The sequence below is a fragment of the Streptomyces sp. NPDC001194 genome, assembly GCF_042896985.1.
Lineage (GTDB): Bacteria > Actinomycetota > Actinomycetes > Streptomycetales > Streptomycetaceae > Streptomyces.
Window position 1 is genome coordinate 79,963 of record NZ_JBIAXU010000022.1, and the last position, 24,380, is coordinate 104,342.

Below are 24,380 nucleotides of genomic sequence, written 5' to 3' on the forward strand. Positions count from 1 at the left end.
ACCCAACGGAGGGTGAGCGCGGCCGTGATCGCGCTGCTGCTCGGCGGCGCCGGCATCGCCATCGGGGCCGCTCCCGCCCAGGCGGCCGAGACCAAGTTCAACGTCAAGTGCGTACCGCCGGCGGGCGGCGGCGACCCGGTCCAGGGCGAGACCACCGCCAAGGTCAGCGCCCCGGCCTCGGCGAAGGTCGGTGACGAGGTCGACGTGTCGTGGGAGACGGTGAAGCCCGCCTCGAACAACACGGACCTGATGGACATCCCGCAGGACTCGGTCCAGCCCACCGGCTGGATCACGGTCGGCGGCGGGGGCGGCGAGCTGAAGGTCGTCGGGGAGAAGAAGAACCCGCCGATCCCCAAGAAGGCCCCCATGCAGATGTCCACGATGAAGGGGAAGCTGAAGCTCACCAAGGCGGGCAAGATCACGCTGACGCCCGGGAAGTACGACGTCGCGGTCACCTTCTCCTTCGGCACCTTCGTGACCAAGTGCGCACCCACGGGTGAGGTGGGCGTCGGGGCCACCATCGACGTGGCGGACGGCACCAGCGGCGGCACGACGAACGGCGGCGCCACCAATGGCGGTGCCACGAACGGCGGTGCCACGAACGGCGGTGCCACGAACGGCGGTGCCACCAATGGCGGCGTGACGAACGGTGGTGCCACCAGCGGCGGAGCCGGGGGCCAGACCGACTTCCCCGGCAAGCCCGTGGAGGTCGCCTTCGACTGCGGTCCGGTCGTGCCCGGCGGGATCAAGACGCCCGTCACCATCAACGCCAAGAAGAACGGCGGCAGCTACGACCTCACCGTCAAGACCGCCAAGGGCGCGATGGCCAGCCCGATGGCCCTGCCGGCGGGCGCCCTCAAGCCCTCGATGAACATCAAGCTCGGCGGCGCCGACAGCGGCATGGTCAAGGTCTCCGGCCCGGCCAACGCCGAGCCGATCCCGGACAAGGCCCCGGTCAGCCTCAGCGACATGACCGGCACCTACAAGCCCGGCAAGACCGGGAAGGTCACGCTCAGCCCGGACCAGCTGACGATCGACGTCACGATGGCCCCGGGGGCCACCCCGATCAACGTGCCCTGCAAGGCGGCCAGCAGCGGCGTCTCGCTGGAGCTCGACACCACCGCCCAGGCGGGCGGCTCCGGCTCGCCGTCCACCACCGGCTCCACCTCCGCCTCGGGCGGCCTCGCCGAAACGGGTGCCGAGGACGAGGGCGGCATCAAGGCCCTGGCCCTGGTCGCCGGCACGGTGATCCTGCTCGGCGGCGCGGTCTTCACCTTCACCCCGTGGCGCCGGCTGCGCGGTACGCGGTAACCCGTACGGGGGAACGACACGGCGGCCCGGCACACCAGGAGGTGTGCCGGGCCGCCGCGTGCGTCAGAGGGGGTGCGTCAGTGCACGTCGCCCATGAGCGCCTGGACCTTCTTGCGGTACGCGTAGACCGCGAAGCCGGCCACGACGGCGGCCGCCGCCTGCAGGGCGATCACGCCGAGACCGTTCAGGTCCACACCGCCGATGGAGAGGAGGCTGGTGATGCAGTCACCGGCGGTGACCGCGAGGAACCAGACACCCATCATCTGGGAGGCGTACTTCTGCGGAGCCATCTTCGTGGTGACGGAGAGGCCGACCGGGGAGACGCACAGCTCGCCGATGGTCTGGATCATGTAGATCGAGACCAGCCACATCGGGGAGACCTTGACGTCGCCGCCCGCCATGTTCATCGGGATGATGAAGACGAAGAACGAGGCACCGATCAGGACCAGGCCCATCGCGAACTTCACGATGGTGTTCGGCTCCTGGTTCTTGCGCGCCAGCCACACCCACAGCCAGGCGAAGACCGGGGCCAGCGCCATCACGAACAGCGGGTTCAGCGACTGGTACCAGGTGGCCGAGAAGCCGAGGCCGAAGACGGTGTCGGCGGTCTTGTCGTCCGCGAACAGGGACAGCGTGGAGCCACCCTGGTCGTAGATCATCCAGAAGACGGCCGCGGCGATGAAGAACCAGATGTACGCGGTCATCTTCGACTGCTCGGAGCCCGAGAGGTCCTTGTCGCGCTTGATGCGGGTCAGGACGGCGATCGGGATGAACAGACCGGCGAGGGTCAGCGGGACCAGCGCCCAGTTGAGCGTGTACGCGCCGAGGGCGACGACCGCGCCGTAGAAGACGGCGATGCCGACGACCGCGAGGACGACCTTGGTCAGGACGGCCTTGCGCTCCTCCGCCGAGAGCGGGTTCGGAACGATGCTGCTCTTCGGGCTCAGGTGCTTGGTGCCGAGCAGGAACTGGGTCAGACCCAGGCCCATGCCGGCGGCGGCGAGGGCGAAGCCCAGGTGCCAGTTGTGCTCCTTGCCGACCGTGCCGACGACGAGCGGGGCGACGAAGGCACCGAGGTTGATGCCGATGTAGAAGAGCGTGAAGCCACCGTCACGGCGCGGGTCCTCCGGGCCGTTGTACAGGTGACCGACCATCGTGGAGATGTTGGCCTTCAGCAGACCGGAGCCCGCCGCGACGAGGATCAGACCGACGAAGAACATCGCCTGGCCGGGGACGGCCAGGGAGAGGTGACCGGCCATGATCACGAAGCCGGCGATGGCGACCGTCTTGCGGGCGCCCCAGACACGGTCACCGAACCAGCCGCCCGGCATGGCCATCAGGTAGACCATGGAGACGTACACGGAGTAGATGGCCGTGGTGGTGGCCGCGGTCATGGCCAGACCGCCACCCTGGCTGCCCGTGGCGGCGTCGGCGCCGCCCGAGACCAGGTAGTACACCAGGAGTGCACGCATGCCGTAGTAGGAGAAGCGCTCCCACATCTCGGTCATGAACAGAGTGGCCAGGCCACGGGGGTGGCCGAAGAAGGTCTTCTCGGTGGACGGGTCCGCCGAGTCCCTCGTCAGGCTGGAAGCCATGGTCGATCCTTGCTTGCTCGGGACGCTTCGCTTCGTGAGCGGAACAGCGCCCGGTGGGGGGTGGCCGGCACCGGCGACGAACGCCCCACCCCACGCCCAGGGGTCTGCCCCCGTCCTCGAAGGAGGGGGGCAGGGGATGTCCGTAACCGGGATCCACGCCCCGGCGCGAAGCTTTCGCACGCGGGGCCCGGCCCACAGGTCATTCACTGTCATCTGGGCCGGATGAAACCGACCAGAGCAGAATTTGAGGTCTTTGGCTCGCTTTTCGGCACAAAGGTCCCCTGGGTAGTGCATCAGGCGTCTCGCCACCATACGACAGGACACTGCGGCATATGGAAGGACTTGAGATATGGATCACAGGATTCCGGGGAACCGTTTGATCGTATTCGAAGGCCGTTAGTAGTTCATAAGCCCAGATCGAAAGGGGTCTTCAGGCACGCCCCTGCACGCACCTGCCGCGGACTACCATCACCCACATGACGCGTGTACTGCTCGCCGAGGACGACGCATCCATCTCGGAGCCCCTGGCCCGCGCCCTGCGCCGGGAGGGGTACGAGGTCGAGGTCCGGGAGGACGGACCCACCGCCCTGGACGCGGGACTTCAGGGCGGCGTCGATCTCGTCGTCCTGGATCTGGGCCTGCCGGGCATGGACGGCCTCGAAGTCGCCCGCCGGCTGCGCGCCGAGGGCCACGGCTTCCCCATTCTCGTACTCACCGCCCGGGCGGACGAGGTCGACACGGTCGTCGGCCTGGACGCCGGCGCCGACGACTACGTGACCAAGCCCTTCCGCCTCGCCGAGCTGCTGGCCCGGGTCCGGGCCCTGCTGCGGCGCGGGGCGAACGACGCCACCCAGGCCCCCGCCACCCACGGCGTGCGGATCGACGTCGAATCGCACCGCGCGTGGATGGGGGAGGAGGAGCTCCAGCTCACGGCCAAGGAGTTCGACCTGCTCCGGGTCCTGGTCCGCGACGCCGGCCGGGTCGTCACCCGCGACCAGCTGATGCGCGAGGTCTGGGACACCACCTGGTGGTCCTCCACCAAGACCCTCGACATGCACATCTCCTGGCTGCGCAAGAAGCTCGGCGACGACGCCGCGAACCCCCGCTACATCGCCACCGTCCGCGGGGTCGGTTTCCGCTTCGAGAAGAGCTGAGCGGCCCCCGCAGCCATGCGCCGTCGCCTGATCAACTCCACGCTCGCCGTGGTGCTCGTCGTGATCGCCGTCTTCGGGGTCTCCCTGGTGATCGTGGAGACCCGGACGATCACCAGCAGCGCCCAGGACCGCATCGAGTCCGAGGCGCTGCGCCTGGTCGGCATGGTCGAGTCGAGCGTCCTGGAGCGCAAGCCCATCGACGCCCGGGCCCTCGCCGAGCAGCTGGACATGGGCGGCTACGCCCGGATCACCGTCCCCGGGCAGCCGCCCGTGGAGGTCGGCGACCGGATCCCCGACAGCGTCATCCGCGGCACCGCCAAGGGTGAACAGGGGGAGACCGTCGTCGTCGAGGAGTCCCGCTCCACGGTGACCCGGGAGGTCGGCCGGACCCTGGCCGTGGTCGGGGCGGTGGCGCTGCTCGCCGTCGTGGCAGCCGTACTGCTCGCCGTACGCCAGGCCAACCGGCTGGCCTCGCCCCTCACCGACCTGGCGGAGACCGCCGAGCGGCTCGGATCGGGCGACCCGCGGCCCCGGCACAAGCGGTACGGGGTCCCCGAGCTGGACCGGGTCGCGGACGTACTGGACTCCAGCGCGGAGCGGATCGGCCGGATGCTGACCGCCGAGCGGCGGCTGGCCGCGGACGCCTCGCACCAGCTGCGCACCCCGCTCACGGCGCTGTCGATGCGGCTGGAGGAGATCACGGTCACCGACGACCTGGAGACCGTACGGGAAGAGGCGACGATCGCCCTGACCCAGGTGGAGCGGCTCACGGACGTGGTCGAGCGGCTGCTGACGAACTCGCGGGACCCGCGGACGGGCTCGGCGGTCCCCTTCGACCTGGACGAGGTCGTCAAGCAGCAGGTGGAGGAGTGGCGGCCGGCCTACCGCAGCGCGGGGCGGGCCATCGTGCGCTCCGGCAAGACGGGCATGCGGGCCGTCGGCACCCCGGGTGCGGTCTCGCAGGTGCTGGCGACCCTCGTGGAGAACGCGCTGATGCACGGGGGCGGCACCGTGGCGCTGCGTACCCGGGTGATCGGGAACCAGGCGGTGCTGGAGGTCACGGACGAGGGTCCGGGCGTTCCGCCGGACCTCGGCAACCGGATCTTCGAGCGGGCGATCAGCGGGCGCAACTCCACCGGGATCGGGCTGGCGGTGGCCCGGGACCTCGCGGAGGCCGACGGGGGGCGCCTGGAGCTGCTGCAGACGCAGCCGCCGGTGTTCGCCCTGTTCCTGAGCCGGACGGCGCCGGAGCGGCCCGAGCCGGAACAGACGGTGCGCTGAGCGAACGGTGCGCCGAGCGGGCGGCGGTCCGCGCCCCTCGCGGGCGGGCCGCTACTTGCGGGCGGGCTCGGGGGCCCGGCTCCCGGCGGCCAGGCCGCGCGGCGAGGAGACGACGGAGGCGGGGAGCGGGGCCCCCGCGGACTCCGGTTCCGGCAGGGCCTTGAAGACCCACGTCCGGTACGACCAGAAGCGGAACACGGTGGCCGTGCCGATGCCGATGAACTTGAACACGTTCGTGGCGAGCGGACCGTCCCAGCCGAACCCGTACGTGGCGGTGTACAGCACGCCGTTCTCGATCACCAGGCCGATCACGCTGAAGGCCACGAACAGCGGCAGCTCGCGGGAGCCGCCGGTGCGGGCGCGGTCGCGGTAGGTGAAGTACCGGAAGCCCAGGTAGTTGGTGATGATGGCCACGACGGTGGCTATGACGCTCGCCCGGACGACCTGGAGGTCGGTCGTGTGGCGGATCAGGTTGAAGACGCCCAGGTTGACGAGTACACCGATGCCGCCGACGGCCCCGAACTTCGCGACCTCGCGGGCGAGGCCCCGTACGCGTTCGAGCGCGGAACCCTGCTGCGGCGTACTCATGTGATGGATCAGTCCTGTCGTCACCGCCCCGCTCGGGGGCGTCCGCGGAGGCGTCTGCCGCCTTCGGTCAACCCGGCCATGCTAAGTGTCGCCCCACGGGCCCGTCTGTGCCTTCGCACACCGTGCGACGCACGGCACACGGGGGCGGAAATGCTACGCGCGTCGACCAGAACGGGCCAGGGTCACGTCCGGATGGCGGAATACCGGCGGATACCCTGGAGAGGTGACGTTCCCGGTAGTCGGCATGGTCGGCGGCGGTCAGCTCGCCCGCATGACCCACGAGGCGGGTATCCCCCTCGGCATCAGATTCAAGCTCCTCAGTGACACCCCACAGGACTCGGCGGCCCAGGTCGTGAGCGACGTCGTCATCGGCGACTATCGCGATCTGGAGACGTTGCGCGCCTTCGCGCGCGGCTGCGATGTGATCACTTTCGACCACGAGCACGTGCCCATCGGACACCTTCGGGCCCTGGAAGCGGACGGCATCCCCGTCCGCCCGGGGCCCGACGCGCTGATGCACGCCGCCGACAAGGGGGTGATGCGTGCGAAGCTCGACGAGATCGGCGCCCCGAGCCCCCGCCACAGGATCGTGAGCGATCCGGCGGACGCGGCGGCCTTCGCGGCCGAGGGGGGCGGCTTCCCGATCATCCTCAAGACCGTGCGCGGCGGCTACGACGGCAAGGGCGTGTGGTTCGTCCGCACCCCCGAGGACGCCGAGGCGCCCTTCAAGGCCGGTGTGCCCGTCCTGGCGGAGGAGAAGGTCGACTTCGTCCGCGAGCTCGCGGCCAACATCGTCCGCTCCCCGCACGGCCAGGCCGTGGCCTACCCCGTGGTCGAGTCCGTCCAGGTCGACGGCGTGTGCGACACGGTGATCGCCCCCGCCCCGAACCTCTCCGAGGCCCTCGCGGGCGAGGCCCAGGCCCTCGCCCTGCGCATCGCCAAGGAGCTCGGCGTGACCGGTCACCTGGCCGTGGAGCTGTTCGAGACCCCCGACGGCCGGATCCTCGTCAACGAACTGGCGATGCGCCCGCACAACAGCGGCCACTGGACCCAGGACGGTGCGATCACCTCCCAGTTCGCCAACCACGTCCGCGCGGTCCTGGACCTCCCCCTGGGCGACCCGCGCCCCCGGGCCCGCTGGACCGTCATGGCGAACGTGCTCGGCGGGGACTACCCCGACATGTACGCGGCGTACCTGCACTGCATGGCCCACGACCCGCAGCTCAAGATCCACATGTACGGCAAGGACGTGAAACACGGCCGCAAGGTCGGCCACGTCAACACCTACGGCGACGACCTGGACGATGTGCTGGAACGCGCACGCCACGCAGCCGGCTACCTCAGGGGAACCATCACCACATGAGCAACTCCACCGCAGGTCCCGTCATCGGCATCGTCATGGGTTCGGACTCCGACTGGCCCGTCATGGAGGCCGCCGCCAAGGCCCTGGACGAGTTCGAGATCCCTTACGAGGTCGACGTGGTCTCGGCGCACCGGATGCCGCGCGAGATGGTCGCGTACGGGGAGCAGGCCGCCGAGCGCGGCCTCAAGGCGATCATCGCCGGGGCCGGCGGCGCCGCCCACCTGCCCGGCATGCTCGCCTCCGTCACCCCGCTGCCGGTCATCGGCGTCCCGGTGCCGCTGAAGTACCTCGACGGCATGGACTCCCTGCTGTCGATCGTCCAGATGCCCGCCGGGGTCCCCGTCGCCACCGTCTCCGTCGCCGGGGCGCGCAATGCCGGGCTGCTGGCCGTACGGATGCTGGCCGCCCACGACCCGGAGCTGCTCGGCCGGATGAAGGACTTCCAGCAGGAGCTGAACGACCAGGCCACCGAGAAGGGCAAGCGGCTGCGGACGAAGGTCGCGGGCGCCGACTCCTTCGGATTCGGCAAGTGAGCGCCGCGCAGCGCCTGAGCGAGGCGCGGGAGCTGCTCGCCGAGCACCCGGTCGTCGACGGGCACAACGACCTGCCGTGGGCGCTGCGCGAGCAGGTGCGCTACGACCTGGCCCGGCGGGACATCGCCGACGACCAGCGCGGCCGGCTGCACACCGACATCCCCCGGCTGCGCGCCGGCGGGGTCGGCGCGCAGTTCTGGTCGGTGTACGTGCGCTCCGACTACGCGGGCGACACGGCGGTCAGCGCCACCCTGGAGCAGATCGACGCCGTCGCCCAGCTGATCGACCGTTACCCGGCGGACCTCGTACGGGCCCTGACGGCCGACGACATGGAGGCGGCCCGCGCCGACGGCCGGATCGCCTCGCTGATGGGCGCCGAGGGCGGCCACTCCATCAACAACTCGCTCGCCACGCTGCGCGCCCTGCACCGGCTGGGCGTGCGCTACATGACGCTCACGCACAACGACACGATCGACTGGGCGGACTCGGCGACCGACGAGCCGCGCCACGGCGGTCTGAGCGACTTCGGCCGCGAGGTCGTCCGCGAGATGAACCGCATCGGCATGCTCGTCGACCTCTCGCACGTCGCCGCGACGACGATGCGCGACGCGCTCGCCGTCTCGGCCGCGCCGGTGATCTTCTCGCACTCGTCCTCGCTGGCGGTGTGCGAACACCCGCGCAACATCCCGGACGACGTGCTGGAGCTGCTGCCGGCCAACGGCGGCGTCGCGATGGCCACGTTCGTACCGAAGTTCATCCTCCCGGCAGCCGTCGAGTGGACCCTGGCGGCGGACGAGAACCTGCGCGCGCACGGCTTCCACCACCTCGACACCACGCCCGAGGCGATGGCCCTGCACCGGGCCTTCGAGGCCGGGCGCCCGCGCCCGGTGGCCACGGCCGCCACGGTCGCCGACCACCTGGACCACATGCGCGAGGTGGCCGGCGTCGACCACATCGGCATCGGCGGGGACTACGACGGCACGGCCTTCACCCCGGCCGGGCTGGACGACGTCGCGGGCTACCCGAACCTGATCGCGGAGCTCCTCGCGCGCGGCTGGTCGAGGGCCGACCTGGCCAAGCTGACCTGGTCCAACGCGGTACGGGCGCTGCGCGACGCGGAGGCGGTGGCGCGCGAGCTCTCGGCGTCCCGCGGCCCCTCGAACGCGGTGCTGTAGCGCTCGGAGCCGGCTCTCCCGGCGGCTGCGGCGAGGGGTGTGACCTGCGGGTGACACCCGAACGCCTCATCCGCCGGGCGGCCCGGCCGCCCCGCGTGTCACCGTGGCAGCATCTCTCTCCCTGCTGCCGCCGAGACCGGAGCCGAACGCCATGGCCGACCTGCAGGATGAACCGCACACCGCTTTTGCGGCGCACACCGCGTACACCGCCGACACGGTGCCCGCGGGCCCCGGCTCCGCGGGAGCCGAGGACGCGCCCGCCCCGGTGACGGGCACCGCGCTGGAACGGGCCGTCGCGATGCTGTCCGTGCACCCCGTCGCCGACGGGCACAACACCCTCGTACGGACCCTGCGCCAGAGCCCGTACCACGACATCGACACCCCCGACAGCGGCGTCGACACCGACATCCCGCGGCTGCGCGCGGGCGGGGTGGGCGCCCAGTTCTGGTCCCTGCTGCCGCCGGGCGGGGCCGGGGCCGCCGACCACGTGCTGTCCGACACCCTCGACCAGATCGACGTGGCGCTCGCCCTGATGCGCCGGTACCCGGACGGCCTGTGCCTCGCGCTGACCGCCGACGACATGGCGGACGCCCGCAACCGGGGCCGGATCGCCTCTTTCCTGGGCCCCGTGCCCGGACGTACGCTGACCGACTCGCTGGGCGCGCTGCGGGCCTTCCACGCGCTGGGTGTACGGATCCTCGCGCCGGCGGGGGCGCCCTGGGCCGCGGCGGAGCTGACGCCCTTCGGCCACGAGGTGGTCAAGGAGATGAACCGGCTTTCGATGCTCGTGGACCTGACCGGCTGCACGCCGGAGGTGGCCTGCCAGCTGGCGGGGGCCTCCAAGGCGCCGGTGATCGCCTCGCACACCGCCGCCGCGGCGCTGAACCCGCATCCGGGGAACGTCACCGACGAGGTCCTGCTGGCCCTGCGGGCCGCTCAGGGCCTGGCGATGGTCACCTTCGACACCGCGCAGACCGGGGACTCCCTGCACGCGGTGGCCGATCACGTGGAACACGTACGGGCCGTCGCCGGCCCGCACTGCGTCGGCCTCGGAGCCGCCTTCGGCACCGAGCCGGGCGTCCCCCGTCCGGCGGGCCTGACCGACCCCTCGGGCTATCCGCGGCTGATCGCGGAACTGCTGGACCGGGGCTGGTCGGAGGCCGACCTGGCCCTGCTGACCTGGGGCAACGCCCAGCGGGTGCTGCGCGACGCGGAATTCACCGCGCGTGCCGCCCAGCACCGCAGACCTGCCTGAGCGCTGCGGCCGCGGCGGGCGGCCCGGGGCTCACGCGCGCGGGCGGCCCATCGCGCGGTAGGTCCAGCCGGCCGCGCGCCAGCGGTCGGTGTCCAGGGCGTTGCGGCCGTCGAGGATCAGGCGGTCGGTGACGACCGCGCCCAGCTCCACCGGGTCGAGGTCGCGGAACTCGCGCCACTCGGTGAGGTGCAGGACGACCTCCGCGCCGCGGGCGGCCTCCAGCGCCGAGTCCGCGTACCCGAGCGTCGGGAAGACGCGGCGGGCGTTGTCCATGCCCTTCGGGTCGTAGACGGTGACCTGGCCGCCCTGGAGGTGGATCTGTCCGGCCACGTTCAGCGCGGGGGAGTCGCGGACGTCGTCGGAGTCCGGCTTGAAGGTGGCGCCGAGCACGGCGACCCGCTTGCCGAGGAAGGACCCGCCCACGGCCTCGCGGGCCAGCTCGACCATGTGGCCGCGGCGGCGCATGTTGATGGAGTCGACCTCGCGCAGGAAGGTCAGCGCCTGGTCCGCGCCGAGCTCGCCGGCGCGCGCCATGAAGGCGCGGATGTCCTTGGGCAGGCAGCCGCCGCCGAAGCCGATGCCGGCGCGCAGGAACTTCTTGCCGATGCGGTCGTCGTGGCCGATGGCCTCGGCGAGCTTGACCACGTCGCCGCCGGCCGCCTCGCAGACCTCCGCCATCGCGTTGATGAACGAGATCTTGGTGGCGAGGAAGGAGTTGGCGGCGGTCTTGACGAGCTCGGCGGTCGGGAAGTCGGTCACCACCAGCGGGCTGCCCTCCGCCATCGGGGTCTCGTACACCTCGCGCAGCACCTTCTCGCCGCGCTCGCCGTGGACGCCGATCACGATCCGGTCGGGGTGCAGGGTGTCCTGTACGGCGAAGCCCTCGCGCAGGAACTCCGGGTTCCACGCCAGCTCGACCTCGTCGCCCGCGGGGGCCAGCCCGGCCAGCTTCGCGGCGAGCCGCTCCGCCGAGCCCACGGGCACGGTGGACTTGCCGACGACCAGGACCGGGCGGGTCAGGTGCGGGGCGAGGGACTCGATCGCCGAGTCGACGTAGCTCATGTCGCAGGCGTACTCGCCGTGCTTCTGCGGGGTGTTCACGCAGACGAAGTGGACGTCGCCGAAGGCGCCGACCTCCTCCCAGGACTGCGTGAAGCGCAGCCGCCCGGTGGAGCCCGGCAGGCCCTCGACGTGCGCGGCGAGGAGCTCCTCCAGGCCGGGCTCGTACATCGGCACCCGGCCCGCGGAGAGCATCTCGATCTTCTCCGGCACCACGTCCAGCCCGAGCACCTCGAAGCCCAGCTCCGCCATCGCCGCGGCGTGGGTGGCGCCGAGGTAGCCGGTGCCGATCACAGTGATCCTGAGGGGGGCCATGGATGCTCCAGAGGTGCGGGGCCGTTTGCGGCCACTGAGCATAGTCGGGCCGGTCCGGGGGGACGTTCCCCAGGAGACCCGGCTGTCACGCAGCTCACGTACGCCGTACATATCGCTGCCGGGACGCCGGACACTAAGATTTGGGTTACTTAACGGTAGTTAGCATCACGCATCACACTTGGGGAGTGAGAGTCTTGGCGGGTTCTGCCGACTTCGACCTGTACCGCCCGGCCGAGGAGCACGACATGCTCCGCGAGTCCGTCCGCTCGCTCGCCGAGGCGAAGATCCTGCCGTTCGCCGCGGCGGTCGACGAGGAGGCCCGCTTCCCGCAGGAGGCCCACGACGCGCTCGTCGCCAACGACCTGCACGCCGTCCACGTCCCCGAGGTCTACGGCGGCGCCGGCGCGGACGCGCTGGCCACCGTGATCGTGATCGAGGAGGTGGCCCGCGTCTGCGCGTCCTCCTCCCTGATCCCGGCCGTGAACAAGCTCGGCTCGCTCCCGGTGATCCTCTCCGGCTCCGAGAACCTGAAGAAGAAGTACCTCGGCCCGCTGGCCAAGGGCGACGGCATGTTCTCGTACTGCCTCTCCGAGCCCGACGCGGGCTCGGACGCGGCCGGCATGAAGACCCGCGCCGTGCGCGACGGGGACTTCTGGGTCCTCAACGGCGTCAAGCGCTGGATCACCAACGCGGGCGTCTCCGAGTACTACACGGTCATGGCCGTGACGGACCCTTCGATGCGCTCCAAGGGCATCAGCGCGTTCGTCGTCGAGAAGTCCGACGAGGGCGTCTCCTTCGGCGCCCCGGAGAAGAAGCTCGGCATCAAGGGCTCCCCGACCCGCGAGGTCTACCTCGACAACGTGCGGATCCCGGCCGACCGCATGATCGGCGCCGAGGGCACCGGCTTCGCCACGGCGATGAAGACCCTCGACCACACCCGCATCACCATCGCGGCCCAGGCGCTCGGCATCGCCCAGGGCGCCCTGGACTACGCCAAGGGGTACGTCCAGGAGCGCAAGCAGTTCGGCAAGCCGATCGGCGACTTCCAGGGCGTGCAGTTCATGCTCGCGGACATGGCCATGAAGGTCTCGGCCGCCCGCGCCCTGACCTACCAGGCCGCCGCCGCCTCCGAGCGCGGCGACGCCGACCTGACGTACCTGGGCGCGGCGGCGAAGTGCTTCGCCTCCGACATCGCCATGGAGGTCACCACGGACGCCGTCCAGCTCCTCGGCGGCTACGGCTACACCCGCGACTACCCGGTCGAGCGCATGATGCGCGATGCCAAGATCACCCAGATCTACGAGGGCACGAACCAGGTCCAGCGCATCGTGATGGCCCGCAACCTCCCGTAGCACGGCCTGCCCCGCAGTCCCGAGAACGGCCCCCGGCACCCGCCGGGGGCCGTTTCGCGTCCGAGCGGCAGGTGTGGGCGATGAGCGGCGATTTGTCACCCGGACGGGCCTAGACAGGGGGCTGTCCCCGGGCCGCGGGTGTGAGGTGGGGGCACGATCGGCAGGGGCCGTGGTTTCAGCCGTACGGCCCGCACGTGCGTGGTGAGGGGACGGAAACGCCAGTGACCGACAGCGCAGGCATACCGGGCGGCACCGAAGCGGCCGGAGGCTCCTCGAAGCCCCCGCGCGGCCGCCGGCGCCGTCTCCTGCGCTGGATCGCGCTCGGTCTGGCCCTGCTGGTCCTGTGCGGGGCCGCGGTCGGCTGGTGGCTCTACCGCAAGCTCGACGGGAACATCACCGAGGACACCTCCGCGGCGGCCGAGCTGGAGCGCTACGAGCGCGAGCGCCCCACGCACGCCGTGGGCGGCTCGCAGAACATCCTGCTCATCGGCTCCGACTCGCGCTCCGGCAAGGAGAACGCCCGCTACGGCCGGGACCGCGGCACCGAGCGCTCGGACACCGCGATCCTGCTGCACCTGCCCGCGGACCGCAGGAGCGCGACGGCGGTGTCGATACCCCGGGACCTGATGACACCGATCCCGGCCTGCCTGACGGCGGACGGGAGCCGCAGCGCCGAGCGGCTCGCGCAGTTCAACTGGGCGTACGAGTGGGGCGGGGCCGCCTGCACGATCCGTACGGTGGAGAAGCTCACCGGAATACGGATAGACCACCACATGGTGGTGGATTTCATCGGGTTCAAGAAGATGGTCGACGCGGTCGGCGGGGTGGAGGTCTGCCTCAAGCAGCCGATGGACGACGCCGAGGCGAAACTGAAGCTCCGGGCCGGCCGGCAGACCCTGCACGGCGAGCAGGCCCTCGGCTTCGTCCGCGCCCGCTACAGCCTGGGCAACGGCAGCGACACCGAACGGATGGAGCGCCAGCAGCAGTTCCTCGGCTCGCTGGTCAAGAAGGTGCAGAGCACCGGGGTGCTGCTGAACCCCGGAAGGCTGTACCCGCTGCTGGACGCGGCGACCTCCTCGGTGACCACGGACCCGGGACTGGCCTCGCTGCGGGGCCTGTACGAACTGGTGCGGAGCATCCGGGACATACCGGCCGAGCAGGTCAAGTTCCTGACGGTGCCCCGCCGCCCGTACGCCGCCGACCCGAACCGGGACGAGCTGGTGCAGCCGGAGGCGGCCCAACTCTTCGAGCAGCTGCGGACGGACAAGCCGCTCAAGGTGACCCCGCCGAGCCCGGCGGCGGCCGAAACCGCACAGCCCGCGCAGAGCGCCCGCGCCGCCGAAGGGGAGGCCCCGAAGCCCTCGGAGGGAACCGGAACCACCCCCGCGCCCGTCCCCACCTTCACGGGAACCACGGCGGGCACGGCCGATTGCCGGTAAAGCAATCCCAAAAGGCGGTACCCGATCCGAAGGCCTTGGGGGGTTTGGGCCGTTATAAGGGGAGTGGAATTTGTCACCACCATGGTTTGCGGTCAACTGGGGCGGATAAGGTGAGCGATCCGGTGCCCCGGCCAGACCATGAGGCCGTGCACCAGCAGCCGGATCGTTGACCGAGCGTCTTGGGGGAGGCGCGTCGCGAGGCACCGACGGAGGATTCGAGCAACCGTGGATGCGCAAAGCCGTGGGCGGGCGGAAGAAATCGACCCCGCAGACCAGTGGGTGCTCAACCCCCGCACTGGCAACTACGAACTGCGACTGGACCGTTCCGCTGCGCAGCAGCAGCCCTCCGTCGCCGCTCCCCGCAGACCGTCCCCGGGCCGCACCGGCGCGGGCGCGCCGGCGGCCCCCAAGGCCCCGTCCCCGGCGGTTCCCGGGCCGCGGCGCGGCGACGGTCCGCCCGGGCGGCGCGGCGGCCGGCCGCGCAAGGGCGGCGGTGGCGGCGGCCGGCGCAAGCGGATCCTCGTCGTCACCGGCGGCACCCTGGCCTTCCTCCTGGTGGCCGGTTCGGTGGGCGCGTACCTGTACTACGACCACCTGAACAACAACCTCAAGGTCACCGACGTCGGCGACGCGGGCACGGGCGGGTTCAAGAAGGACCAGCCCATCAACATCCTGGTCATCGGCACCGACAAGCGCAGCGGCGCGGGCAACGAGGGCTACGGGGACGCGGAGAGCGTCGGCCACGCCGACACGACGATCCTCTTCCACGTCTCCAAGGACCGCAGCAACGCGACCGCGCTGTCCATCCCGCGCGACCTGATCACGAACATCCCGGCCTGCCCGACGAAGCAGCCCGACGGCTCGACGAAGACCATCCCCGGCGAGAAGGGGACCCGGTTCAACATCAGCCTCGGCCAGGAGGGCCGCGACCCGGGCTGCACGATGCGCACCGTGAAGGAGATCACCGGGATCACCGTCGACCACTTCATGATGGTCGACTTCAACGCGGTGAAGGTGCTGAGCACGGCGGTCGGAGGTGTTCCGGTCTGCCTGGCCAAGGCGGTGGACGACAAGGACTCCAAGCTGAAGCTGGACGCCGGCGAGCACCGGCTCCAGGGCGAGCAGGCCCTGGCCTTCGTACGGACCCGGCACTCGTTCGGCAACCACGGCGACCTCGACCGGATCAAGACCCAGCAGCAGTTCCTGGGTTCGATGATGCGCGAGATGAAGTCCAAGGAGACGCTGACCAGTCCGAAGAAGTTCTTCTCCCTCGCGGAGGCGGCCACCAAGTCGCTGAACGTGGACTCGGGCATAGGTTCCATCGACAAACTCACCAACCTCGCCGGTGAGTTGAAGGACATGGACCTGAAGAACATCACCTTCACCACGCTGCCGGTGCTCGACAACCCGGCCGAGCCCGAGGGCAAGAAGGCGACCGTAGTCGTCGAGCACGGGTCGGCCGATCCGCTGCTGAAGATGATCCAGGGGGACGTCTCCCTGACGGAGGTCGAGCAGAAGGAGCAGGCGGCGAAGGACGCGGCCGACGCGGAGGCCAAGAGCAAGGCGGACGCCCTGCTCCAGGGCAACCGGGCCCCGGCCGGCGACGTACGGGTGGACGTCTACAACGGCGGCGGCCCCAGCGGCTCCGCCTCCACCACGCTGGCCTGGCTGCAGAACACCAAGGGCGTGAACAAGGCCAGCAACCGCGGCAACGCGCCCGCCAAGGTCGACACGACCCAGCTGGAGTACGCGCCCAACCAGGCCGACCAGGCCCGGGCGCTGGCCGACATGATGGGGCTGCCGGCCACGGCACTGAAGATGGGCCCGGCCGACGCCGCGCCCAAGACCCCGATGAAGCTGACGCTCGGCGCCGACTTCAAGGGGGCGGGGATCTCGCTGAACGCACCGCAGAAGGCTCCGGAGGACATCCAGCGGGTCGAGGCCGACAAGGCGATCTGCGCCAAGTAGGGCGGCCGGGGCAGGCAGGAACGCAAGGACGCAGGCGCGCAGACGGGCCGGCCGGGAGCCGGCCCGCCGGCCGCGGCGCCGCACCACGGCAGGGCAGGCGAGCCGAGCACGACCGAGCAAGGCGAGCAGCCGGGCCGGCAGGTGCCGGGGGAACCGACACCGGCAACACCGGCACACCACGACACGAAGTGAATCTTGAGGGGGACGTGTGAGGCACAGCAACGTGCGAGGGGAGGGGGCGCCCGCCCGGTCCGGTGAGATATCCGGCGGCGGATCCGGCGAGTCCGGCACCGTCCCCCCACCAAGAGACGGGTCCGGCGACGGCGCTCCCAAGCGGCGCGGCCGCCGGCGGGTGCTGCGCTGGGTGTCCTCCGTCCTGTCGTTCCTCATACTCGCGACGGCGGCGGGCGGCTACCTGTACTACCGCCACCTCAACGGCAGCATCAAGACGGACGTCCTGAACCTCGGCGAGAACAAGCTGGGCGGCTCCAAGCCCAACGCCTTCGGCCAGACCCCGCTGAACATCCTCCTCATCGGCTCCGACGCCCGTGACGACGCGGCCAACCAGGCCCTCGGCGGGGCCAAGGACACCTTCGACGGCCCGCCCCTCGCGGACGTGCAGATGCTGCTGCACCTGTCGGCGGACCGCAGCAACATGTCGGTCGTGTCCATGCCGCGCGACACGATGCTGATGATGCCGAAGTGCACGGAGCCGGGCGGCAAGGTCCACCAGGCCAGCAAGGGCCTCGTGCAGACCAACGAGTCCCTCGGCCGGGGCGGGCCGGGCTGCACGGTCGCGGCCTGGACGGAGCTCACGCACATCCCGATCGACCACTTCATGATGATCGACTTCAAGGGCGTGGTGACGATGGCGGACGCCATCGGCGGCGTCCCGGTCTGCGTCCAGCAGAACGTGGAGTCGCGCACCAAGGACGGCAAGGGCTCCGGCCTGAAGCTGCCCGCGGGGACCAACACCATCCAGGGCGAGCAGGCCCTGCAGTGGCTGCGCACCCGCTACGGCTTCGAGGACGGGACCGACCTCGGCCGCACCCACGCCCAGCACATGTACATGAACTCGATGGCCCGCGAGTTCCGCAAGAACGCCAAGCTCAGCAACCCGGTGAAGCTCAACAGCCTGGCGCAGGCGGCCATCAAGGCCATGGTCGTGGACCCCGGCCTGAACAAGATCGACAAGCTGTACGACCTCAGCATGGAGCTCAAGAAGGTCCCCACCGGGCGGATCACGATGACCACCATGCCGTGGGTGTACAGCACCCGCGAGGAGGGCCGGGTCGAGCCCAAGCCGGTCGAGGCCGAGGCCCTGTTCCGGATGGTCCGCGAGGACATCGCGCTCGACGGCAAGGGCTCCGGGGACCCGGCCGCCACTGCGGGCGGTAGCCCGTCGGCGGCCGCCTCCCCCTCGGCCGCGGTCCCGTCGCAGCCGGCCGCCGATCCGGCCGCGCCCCCGGCGAAGATCGCCGTCGCCGTGCGCAACGCGACCGGAGGCAAGGACGGCGCCCAGACCCGGGTCAAGGGCCGGGCCGACGACGTCGCCGCGATCCTGGTCGGCAAGGGCTTCACCAAGGCCCAGGCCACCCAGCAGACCGGGGCCGAGGACACCACCGTGGTCCGCTTCTCCAGCCCCGGCCAGGCGGGTGACGCGGCGGCCGTGGCCACCGCGCTCGGCCTGCCGGCGAGCGCCGTGGAGAAGTCCGAGGACGTCACCGGGATCGTGCTGTTCGTCGGCAAGGACTGGCGGACCGGCAACGCGCCGACCCCGCCGCCGCCCGCCCCGACCAAGGCCCCGGACTCCGCCCGTCCGCTCAACGGGGACGACGACAAGGAGTGCATGGCGATCCAGCCGGGCTTCACCTGGTAGGACCCGTACGCACGAAGGGGCCCGGTGGCGTCAGCGCCACCGGGCCCCTTCGTGCGTACGTACGCGCTCCGCGTCAGACCTCGCCGGCGAAGTCCCGCTGCACCGCCGGGCGGCGGCTCGCGATGACCTTGGCCGCGAGCGAGCGCGGGCTGGTCAGGAAGCCGAAGCCCCAGGACATGTGCATGGTGGCCATGGCCACCGGGATCTGTGCCCGCGCCTTGAGGGAGAGCCCCTTGCCGGCCGGGACCGAGCCCGCGGTGATCGCCGCGAGGTAGCCGGCCGGGACCACGAAGCCCCACGGGCTGACGGCCGCACCGACCACGACACCCGCGGCGATCGCGCACAGGGCGGTCGGCGAGGCGAGGTAGCGCAGGTTGATCGAACCCGAGTGGTAGCGGGCCACCACGTGCCGCCAGCGGCCGTAGTCCTTGTACTGCTTGGCGAGCGCCCGTACGGAGGGGCGCGGCCGGTACTGGACCTTCAGCTCGGGCGAGAACCAGATGAGCCCGCCGGCCTCGCGGATGCGGAAGTTCAGCTCCCAGTCCTGGGCGCGGATGAACTCCTCGTTGTAGCCGCCCGCCCGCTCCAGCGCCTCGCGGCGGAAGACGCCGAGGTAGACGGTGTCGGCCGGACCGGCCTTGCCCCCGGTGTGGAAGGCCGCGTTGCCGACGCCGATCCGGGAGGTCATCGCGGCGGCGACGGCGTCCTCCCAGGCGTTCTCGCCCTCGGCGTGCATGATGCCGCCGACGTTCTGCGCACCGGTCTCCTCCAGGAGGCGGACCGCGGTGGCGATGTAGTTCGGCGAGAGCATGCCGTGGCCGTCGACGCGTACCACGATCGGGTGACGCGAGGCCTTGATGGCGGCGTTGAGGGCGGCCGGGGTGCGGCCGGAGGGGTTCGGAACGGTGACGACGCGGGGGTCCTCGCGTACGAGCTCGGCGGCGATCTCGTCGGTGCGGTCCTTGGACGGCCCCAGCGCGATCACCACCTCCATCTCACCGGCGTACTCCTGTCCGAGGATGTGGCGGACGGAGTCACGCAGATGGCGCTCCTCGTTGAGCACCGGCATGATCACCGAGACTGCGGGCTGCTGGGCGGGCATGTGGTCCTTCAAGGTCGGGTATCGGTGTCACGTTACCGCGTACGGGGGAAACGGGTGCGCGCCGCATGATCGGTAGGGACAGAGGCTGATCGTATGGGCCTACTGTTCTGACGATCTGCCCGATGTGTCCGGTCCGAAGCGTCCGGCCCCTGATGTGTCTGGTTCGTTCCTGCAGGCCCTGCTGCCCCCGCGGAGGTGTCCCCCGTGCCCCAGCCGCACCGTCCCACCCGACCCGCCCGGCCCCCGCGGCCGCAGCGCGCGCGGCGCGGCGGTGCTCCGGGCCCGCGCCGGGGGAAGGACCGGCCCCGGTGGGGAGTACGGCTGGCGGCCGGGCTGGCCGTGGCGGTACTGGGCTCCGGGGCGATCGGGCACGCGGTGATGACCGGCCTGGACACCGGGATCGAGCGGGTGGACCCCTTCAAGGACATGAAGAACCGGCCCCAGGCCGGGCACGGGCTGAACTTCCTGCTGGTCGGCACCGACGGCCGGGACAAGATCACCCCCGCGGACAAGAGCGCGTACCGCCTCGGCGGCGCCCCCTGTCACTGCACCGACACCGTCATGCTGGTGCACCTCTCCGCCGACCGGCAGCGGGCCAGCGTGGTCAGCCTGCCCCGCGACAGCTACGCCGAGCTGCCCGAGCACCGGGACGAGTCCAGCGGGAAACAGCACGGGCCGCACCCCGTGAAGCTGAACGCGGCGTACGCGGAGGGCGGGCCGCAGCTGACCGTACGGACCGTCGAGAACATGACCAGGGTGAAGATCGACCACTACCTGGAGGTCGACTTCGCCAGCTTCATGAAGACGGTCGACGCGATGGGCGGCGTCGAGATCTGCACGGCCAAGGCCCTGCACGACCAGAACACCGGCCTGGACCTGCTGCCGGGCAGCCACCGGCTCAGCGGCGGACAGGCCTTGCAGTACGTGCGCTCACGCCATGTGGACGGGGCCGCCGACCTCGGCCGGATGCAGCGCCAGCAGCGGTTCGTGGCCGCGCTGATCAAGCAGGCGACCGGCGGCGGGGTGCTGCTGAACCCGGTGAAGTTCAAGGAGGTCAGCTCCACCCTGCTCGGCTCGGTCCGGGCCGACCGGGGCTTCGGCTCGGAGCAGATGCTGGCCCTGGGCCAGGCCCTGCGCGATTTCACCCCGTCGTCCTCGGAGTTCGCCTCGGTCCCGATCGGGAACCCCTCGTACGCCGTCAAGGGCATCGGCTCGACGGTGAAGTGGGACGAGCCGAAGGCGTCGAAGCTCTTCGAGGCGCTGCGCCTGGACCGGCCCCTGGCCCCCGGCGCGCCCGGACGGCAGCCCGCGAGCCCGCCGCAGCGGCAGCCCGCGGTGCCGGTGGACGTGCCGCCGGGGCAGATCCGGGTGCAGGTGGAGAACGGCACCCGGATCGACGGGCTCGGCGGACGCGTGGACACGGCGCTGCGCGCCACCGGCTTCGACACCACCCGGTCCCCGGGCAACGGCGCGAGCCGCGACGTCAAGCGCACGGTGATCGCGTACGACCCGCGCTGGGACCGCTCGGCCCGTACGGTGTCGACCGCGCTGCCCGGCAGTGAGCTGCGGGCGGTGGCGGGCCAGGGGCGGACCGTCCTGGTGATCGCCGGGGCGGACTACCGGAAGGTGGTGCCGGTCCGGCCCGAGGATCCGCACCAGGGCCGGTTCGGGGTGGTCACGGGCGACCAGGTGATCTGCGGCACGTAGCCGGACGGCGGGAGCCTCAGTCGTCGTCGAAGCCCTGGGCCGCGCGCTCCTCGCGCAGCGCCATGATCGCCCGGCGCCGGGCGAGCCGGTGCGTGCGGCGGATCTGGGCCTCCTGGTTGCGGCGGCGGTCCTGGTCGGTCTCGGGGAGCACCGGCGGGACCGTGCGCGGCTTGCCCTCGGCGTCCACGGCGGTGAAGACCAGGTAGGCGCTGCCGACCTGGGTGGCGGGGGTGGACTCGTTCCACCGCTCGGCCAGGACCCGTACGCCGATCTCCATGGAGGAGCGGCCGGTCCAGTTGACCTGTGCCTTCACGTGGACGAGGTCGCCCACGCGGACCGGGGCGAGGAAGGCCATCTCGTCCATGGACGCGGTGACGGCGGGGCCGCCGGAGTGGCGCCCGGCGACGGCGCCCGCGGCGTCGTCCACCAGCTTCATGATCACGCCACCGTGCACGGTGCCGAGGAGGTTGGTGTCGTTGGCCGTCATGATGTGGCTGAGGGTGGTCCGCGAGGCCGAGATCGGCTTGCCCTGGGGTTCGCCGGCCGTCACGTCCGGTATCACTGTCATGCGCCCACCTTAAAGCCGACGCGCAGGCATCAGCTCTGCAACAGCACCGGAACGAAGCGCCGCCCGGACTGTCGGGCACCCCTTCCGGCCAGGCATCCTAGGCGGCATGAGTGAGTGGCCCGAGGGGCGCAACGACAACGGCGACGACCGGTACGGACGCGGCAGCGCGCAGGCGCAGCCCGAGGGTGCCCGGCGGATGCCGCACGTCCAGCGCCGGCAGCAGCGGCCGGTGCCGCCGCAGCAGCAACCGCAGCGACCGGCGCAGCCGCCGGCCCGGCCCGGGCAGCCGCCCGCGTACGGGGTCCCTCCGCAGCAGGCCCCGAGCCACGACACGTACGGCGGCTACGACAGCGGCTACAGCACCGGCCAGGTCTACGGGCGGCCGCAGAGCACCCCGGCGGGTCCGGGCGGCCCGGGCGCGCCGGCCGGTCCCGGTGGCCCGGGGGGTCCCGGCGGGCGGCCGGGGCGACCGGCCGGACCGGCCCCGGACTGGCGCAAGCGGATCAAGATCGGCTCCATCGTGCTCGTCACGGCGCTGCTCGCGACCACCATCGGCACCTACTTCTGGGCCGACTCCAAGGTGCGCCGCGAGGTCGACCTCTCCAAGGTCATCGAGCGCCCGAAGGAGGGCGACTGCACGACGTACCTGGTCGTGGGCTCCGACAGCCGCGAGGGCCTGTCCGACGAGGACAAGAAGAAGCTCCACACGGGCTCGGCCGAGGGCAAGCGCACCGACTCGATGATGATCCTGGCGGCGTGCTCCGGCGGCAACACGATGATCTCGCTGCCGCGCGACTCGGACGTGGAGATCCCGTCCTTCGTCGGCTCCGAGTCCGGGAAGAAGTACCCGGGCACGGGCAAGCACACCAAGCTCAACGCGGCGTACGCGGACGACGGCCCCGAACTGCTCGTGCGCACCGTGGAGCACAACACGGGCCTGCGCATCGACCACTACGCCGAGATCGGCTTCGCCGGGTTCGCGAACATCGTGGACGCGCTCGGCGGTGTCGACATGAACATCGAGAAGGGCTTCAAGGACGAGAAGTCGGGCGCCGACTTCAAGGCCGGCGAGCAGACCCTCAACGGCAGCCAGGCACTGGCCTTCGTCCGGACCCGGTACGCGTTCGCCGAGTCGGACCTGGCGCGTACGAAGAACCAGCAGAAGTTCCTGTCGACGCTGGCCAACCAGGCGGCGACGCCGGGCACGATCCTCAACCCCTTCAAGCTGTACCCGGTGTTGGGCGCCGGCCTGGACACGCTGATCGTGGACAAGGACATGTCCCTGTGGGACCTGGCCGACATGTTCTTCGCGATGAAGGGCATCAGCGGCGGCGAGGGCGTGTCGATGAACATGCCGATCTCGGGCGAGCGCGGCGGCAACCTGCTGTGGGACAAGGCGAAGGTGCAGCAGCTCGTCAAGCAGATCCAGAACGACGAGAAGGTCACCGTCACGGCCAACTAGCCGTCACGGACGTGCGGATGCCGCCGGCCCCTCCGAGGGACCGGCGGCATCCGTGCGTCCGTGACGGCGCCGTGCGTCCGTGACGGCGTTCCGTCAGCGGTCGGAGGAGAAACGGACGGCCGCGGAGGGGAGTTCGGCCCCGCACCACACCCGCGCGCCCGCGCGCAGTTCGTTGTCCGAGCCGACGACGGACCCGTCTCCGAGCACCGCGCCGTCCAGCACGGTGCGCGGGCCCACGGTGGCGCCGACGCCGATCAGGCTGGCGCGCACCCGGGTGTCCGGGGCGATGACCGCGCCGTCGAGCACGATGGAGCCGTCGACCACGGCCCCCGCCCCGATCCGGGCTCCGGCGCCCACGACGGTGCCTCCGGACAGCTTCGCCCCGTCCGCGACCTCGGCGCCCGGGAGCACGAGGGACTCGCCGCGCGGGCCCGGCACGGCCGGGGAGGAGACGACTCCGCGCACGAGGTCGGCGGAGGCCTGGACGAAGGACTCGGGCTTGCCGAGGTCCAGCCAGTACGTGTTCTCGGTGACGCCGTGGAGCCGGGCCCCGGAGGCGAGCAGGCCGGGGAAGGTCTCGCGTTCGACGGAGACGGGGCGCCCGGCCGGAATGGAGTCGATCACGCTGCGGCGGAAGACGTAGCAGCCGGCGTTGATCTGGTCGGTGATGATCTCCTCGGGGGTCTGCGGCTTCTCGGTGAAGGCCAGCACCCGCCCCTCGGAGTCCGTGGGGACCAGGCCGAACGCGCGCGGGTCCTCGACCTGCACCAGGTGCAGGGAGACGTCGGCGGCGGCCGCCCGGTGGGAATCGACGAGCGCGGCGATGTCGAGGCCCGTCAGGATGTCGCCGTTGAAGACGAGCACGGACGAGTCCGGCCCGCCGGTCAGCCGCTGCGCGGCGTTGCGGATGGCCCCGCCGGTGCCCAGCGGCTCGTCCTCGACGACGTACTCGAGCGAGACGCCGAAGGCGGATCCGTCGCCGAAGTACGGCTCGAAGACCTCGGCGAGGTAGCAGGTGGCCATCACGATGTGCGTGACACCGGCGGCGGCGGCCCTGGCTATCTGGTGGGCGAGGAACGGAACACCGGCCGCGCGCACCATCGGCTTGGGGGTGTTGACCGTGACGGGGCGCAGACGCGTCCCCTGCCCCCCGACCAGCAGGATGGCTTCCAAAATTGTTTCTCCCCACCCGGTTCGGGCCCTATGAGGGTCCCAAGTTAGCCCATCCGCGTAAGCACCAGCCCACGCCCGAAAGAGACGAGAGCCACACCACT

19 protein-coding genes are annotated in these 24,380 nt (G+C 71.3%); 13 read left to right on the plus strand and 6 right to left on the minus strand.

Features of this window, described 5'->3' with window-relative positions:
* Positions 1-12: 12 nt before the first annotated feature.
* Positions 13-1,311: a hypothetical protein gene (locus ACFY1T_RS31305; RefSeq protein WP_390791154.1), complete on the plus strand. Its 1,299-nt coding sequence runs from the start codon at positions 13-15 to the stop codon at positions 1,309-1,311.
* A gap of 77 nt (positions 1,312-1,388) precedes the next feature.
* Here the strand turns inward: ACFY1T_RS31305 and ACFY1T_RS31310 are convergent, their stop codons facing one another.
* Positions 1,389-2,906, minus strand: coding sequence for a peptide MFS transporter (locus tag ACFY1T_RS31310; protein WP_390791155.1), 1,518 nt, complete (start codon positions 2,904-2,906; stop codon positions 1,389-1,391).
* A 476-nt stretch (positions 2,907-3,382) separates the two neighbouring features.
* Between ACFY1T_RS31310 and ACFY1T_RS31315 the strand changes: the two genes are divergently transcribed.
* Both ACFY1T_RS31315 and ACFY1T_RS31320 read left to right on the plus strand, forming a co-directional pair.
* Positions 3,383-4,060 (plus strand): response regulator transcription factor, encoded by a 678-nt coding sequence (locus ACFY1T_RS31315; protein ID WP_030865957.1) that lies wholly within the window; start codon positions 3,383-3,385, stop codon positions 4,058-4,060.
* Positions 4,061-4,075: 15 nt separating this feature from the next.
* Positions 4,076-5,341 carry an ATP-binding protein gene (locus ACFY1T_RS31320; protein ID WP_030865959.1) on the plus strand — a complete coding sequence of 422 codons (1,266 nt, stop codon included), beginning with the start codon at positions 4,076-4,078 and terminating at the stop codon, positions 5,339-5,341.
* A gap of 51 nt (positions 5,342-5,392) precedes the next feature.
* On the opposite strand, the gene ACFY1T_RS31325 is transcribed toward ACFY1T_RS31320, so the two are convergent.
* A complete protein-coding gene (locus ACFY1T_RS31325; protein ID WP_051805607.1) occupies positions 5,393-5,929 on the minus strand; it encodes a GtrA family protein in 537 nt (178 codons plus the stop codon).
* A gap of 223 nt (positions 5,930-6,152) precedes the next feature.
* On the opposite strand from ACFY1T_RS31325, the gene ACFY1T_RS31330 reads away from it, so the two are divergent.
* The 4 genes from ACFY1T_RS31330 to ACFY1T_RS31345 all read left to right on the plus strand — a co-directional run bounded on the left by ACFY1T_RS31330 (position 6,153) and on the right by ACFY1T_RS31345 (position 10,255).
* Positions 6,153-7,292: a 5-(carboxyamino)imidazole ribonucleotide synthase gene (locus tag ACFY1T_RS31330; protein WP_390791156.1), complete on the plus strand. Its 1,140-nt coding sequence runs from the start codon at positions 6,153-6,155 to the stop codon at positions 7,290-7,292.
* Positions 7,289-7,825: a 5-(carboxyamino)imidazole ribonucleotide mutase gene (gene purE, locus ACFY1T_RS31335; RefSeq protein ID WP_390791157.1), complete on the plus strand. Its 537-nt coding sequence runs from the start codon at positions 7,289-7,291 to the stop codon at positions 7,823-7,825. Before ACFY1T_RS31330 ends, purE begins: the two co-directional genes overlap by 4 nt.
* Positions 7,822-9,000, plus strand: coding sequence for a dipeptidase (locus tag ACFY1T_RS31340; protein WP_390791158.1), 1,179 nt, complete (start codon positions 7,822-7,824; stop codon positions 8,998-9,000). The genes purE and ACFY1T_RS31340 overlap by 4 nt, the downstream gene beginning before the upstream one ends.
* 103 nt (positions 9,001-9,103) lie before the next feature.
* Positions 9,104-10,255, plus strand: a complete 1,152-nt coding sequence (locus ACFY1T_RS31345) for a membrane dipeptidase (RefSeq protein ID WP_390791159.1) — start codon at positions 9,104-9,106, stop codon at positions 10,253-10,255.
* A 30-nt stretch (positions 10,256-10,285) separates the two neighbouring features.
* Here ACFY1T_RS31345 and ACFY1T_RS31350 read toward each other — a convergent pair whose 3' ends face one another.
* Positions 10,286-11,629, minus strand: a complete 1,344-nt coding sequence (locus tag ACFY1T_RS31350; RefSeq protein ID WP_030865979.1) for a UDP-glucose/GDP-mannose dehydrogenase family protein — start codon at positions 11,627-11,629, stop codon at positions 10,286-10,288.
* A gap of 194 nt (positions 11,630-11,823) precedes the next feature.
* Here ACFY1T_RS31350 and ACFY1T_RS31355 point away from each other — a divergent pair, with 194 nt between their 5' ends.
* The 4 genes from ACFY1T_RS31355 (at position 11,824) to ACFY1T_RS31370 (ending at position 18,267) form a co-directional block, all read left to right on the plus strand.
* Positions 11,824-12,981, plus strand: a complete 1,158-nt coding sequence (locus ACFY1T_RS31355) for an acyl-CoA dehydrogenase family protein (protein ID WP_390791160.1) — start codon at positions 11,824-11,826, stop codon at positions 12,979-12,981.
* A gap of 221 nt (positions 12,982-13,202) precedes the next feature.
* A complete protein-coding gene (locus ACFY1T_RS31360; RefSeq protein ID WP_390791161.1) occupies positions 13,203-14,420 on the plus strand; it encodes an LCP family protein in 1,218 nt (405 codons plus the stop codon).
* A 225-nt stretch (positions 14,421-14,645) separates the two neighbouring features.
* On the plus strand, positions 14,646-16,388 hold the full coding sequence (locus ACFY1T_RS31365) for an LCP family protein (RefSeq protein WP_390791162.1): 1,743 nt from the start codon (positions 14,646-14,648) through the stop codon (positions 16,386-16,388).
* 208 nt (positions 16,389-16,596) lie between these two features.
* Positions 16,597-18,267 (plus strand): LCP family protein, encoded by a 1,671-nt coding sequence (locus ACFY1T_RS31370; RefSeq protein WP_390791163.1) that lies wholly within the window; start codon positions 16,597-16,599, stop codon positions 18,265-18,267.
* A 73-nt stretch (positions 18,268-18,340) separates the two neighbouring features.
* On the opposite strand, the gene ACFY1T_RS31375 is transcribed toward ACFY1T_RS31370, so the two are convergent.
* Positions 18,341-19,369 (minus strand): glycosyltransferase family 2 protein, encoded by a 1,029-nt coding sequence (locus tag ACFY1T_RS31375; protein ID WP_030865993.1) that lies wholly within the window; start codon positions 19,367-19,369, stop codon positions 18,341-18,343.
* Between the two features lie 204 nt (positions 19,370-19,573).
* Here ACFY1T_RS31375 and ACFY1T_RS31380 point away from each other — a divergent pair, with 204 nt between their 5' ends.
* Positions 19,574-21,076: an LCP family protein gene (locus ACFY1T_RS31380; RefSeq protein ID WP_390791164.1), complete on the plus strand. Its 1,503-nt coding sequence runs from the start codon at positions 19,574-19,576 to the stop codon at positions 21,074-21,076.
* 16 nt (positions 21,077-21,092) lie between these two features.
* On the opposite strand, the gene ACFY1T_RS31385 is transcribed toward ACFY1T_RS31380, so the two are convergent.
* A complete protein-coding gene (locus ACFY1T_RS31385; RefSeq protein ID WP_390791165.1) occupies positions 21,093-21,644 on the minus strand; it encodes an acyl-CoA thioesterase in 552 nt (183 codons plus the stop codon).
* 106 nt (positions 21,645-21,750) lie between these two features.
* Between ACFY1T_RS31385 and ACFY1T_RS31390 the strand changes: the two genes are divergently transcribed.
* Positions 21,751-23,106: an LCP family protein gene (locus ACFY1T_RS31390; protein ID WP_390791166.1), complete on the plus strand. Its 1,356-nt coding sequence runs from the start codon at positions 21,751-21,753 to the stop codon at positions 23,104-23,106.
* A gap of 93 nt (positions 23,107-23,199) precedes the next feature.
* On the opposite strand, the gene ACFY1T_RS31395 is transcribed toward ACFY1T_RS31390, so the two are convergent.
* Positions 23,200-24,282, minus strand: a complete 1,083-nt coding sequence (locus ACFY1T_RS31395; protein ID WP_390791193.1) for a sugar phosphate nucleotidyltransferase — start codon at positions 24,280-24,282, stop codon at positions 23,200-23,202.
* Positions 24,283-24,380 lie beyond the last annotated feature (98 nt).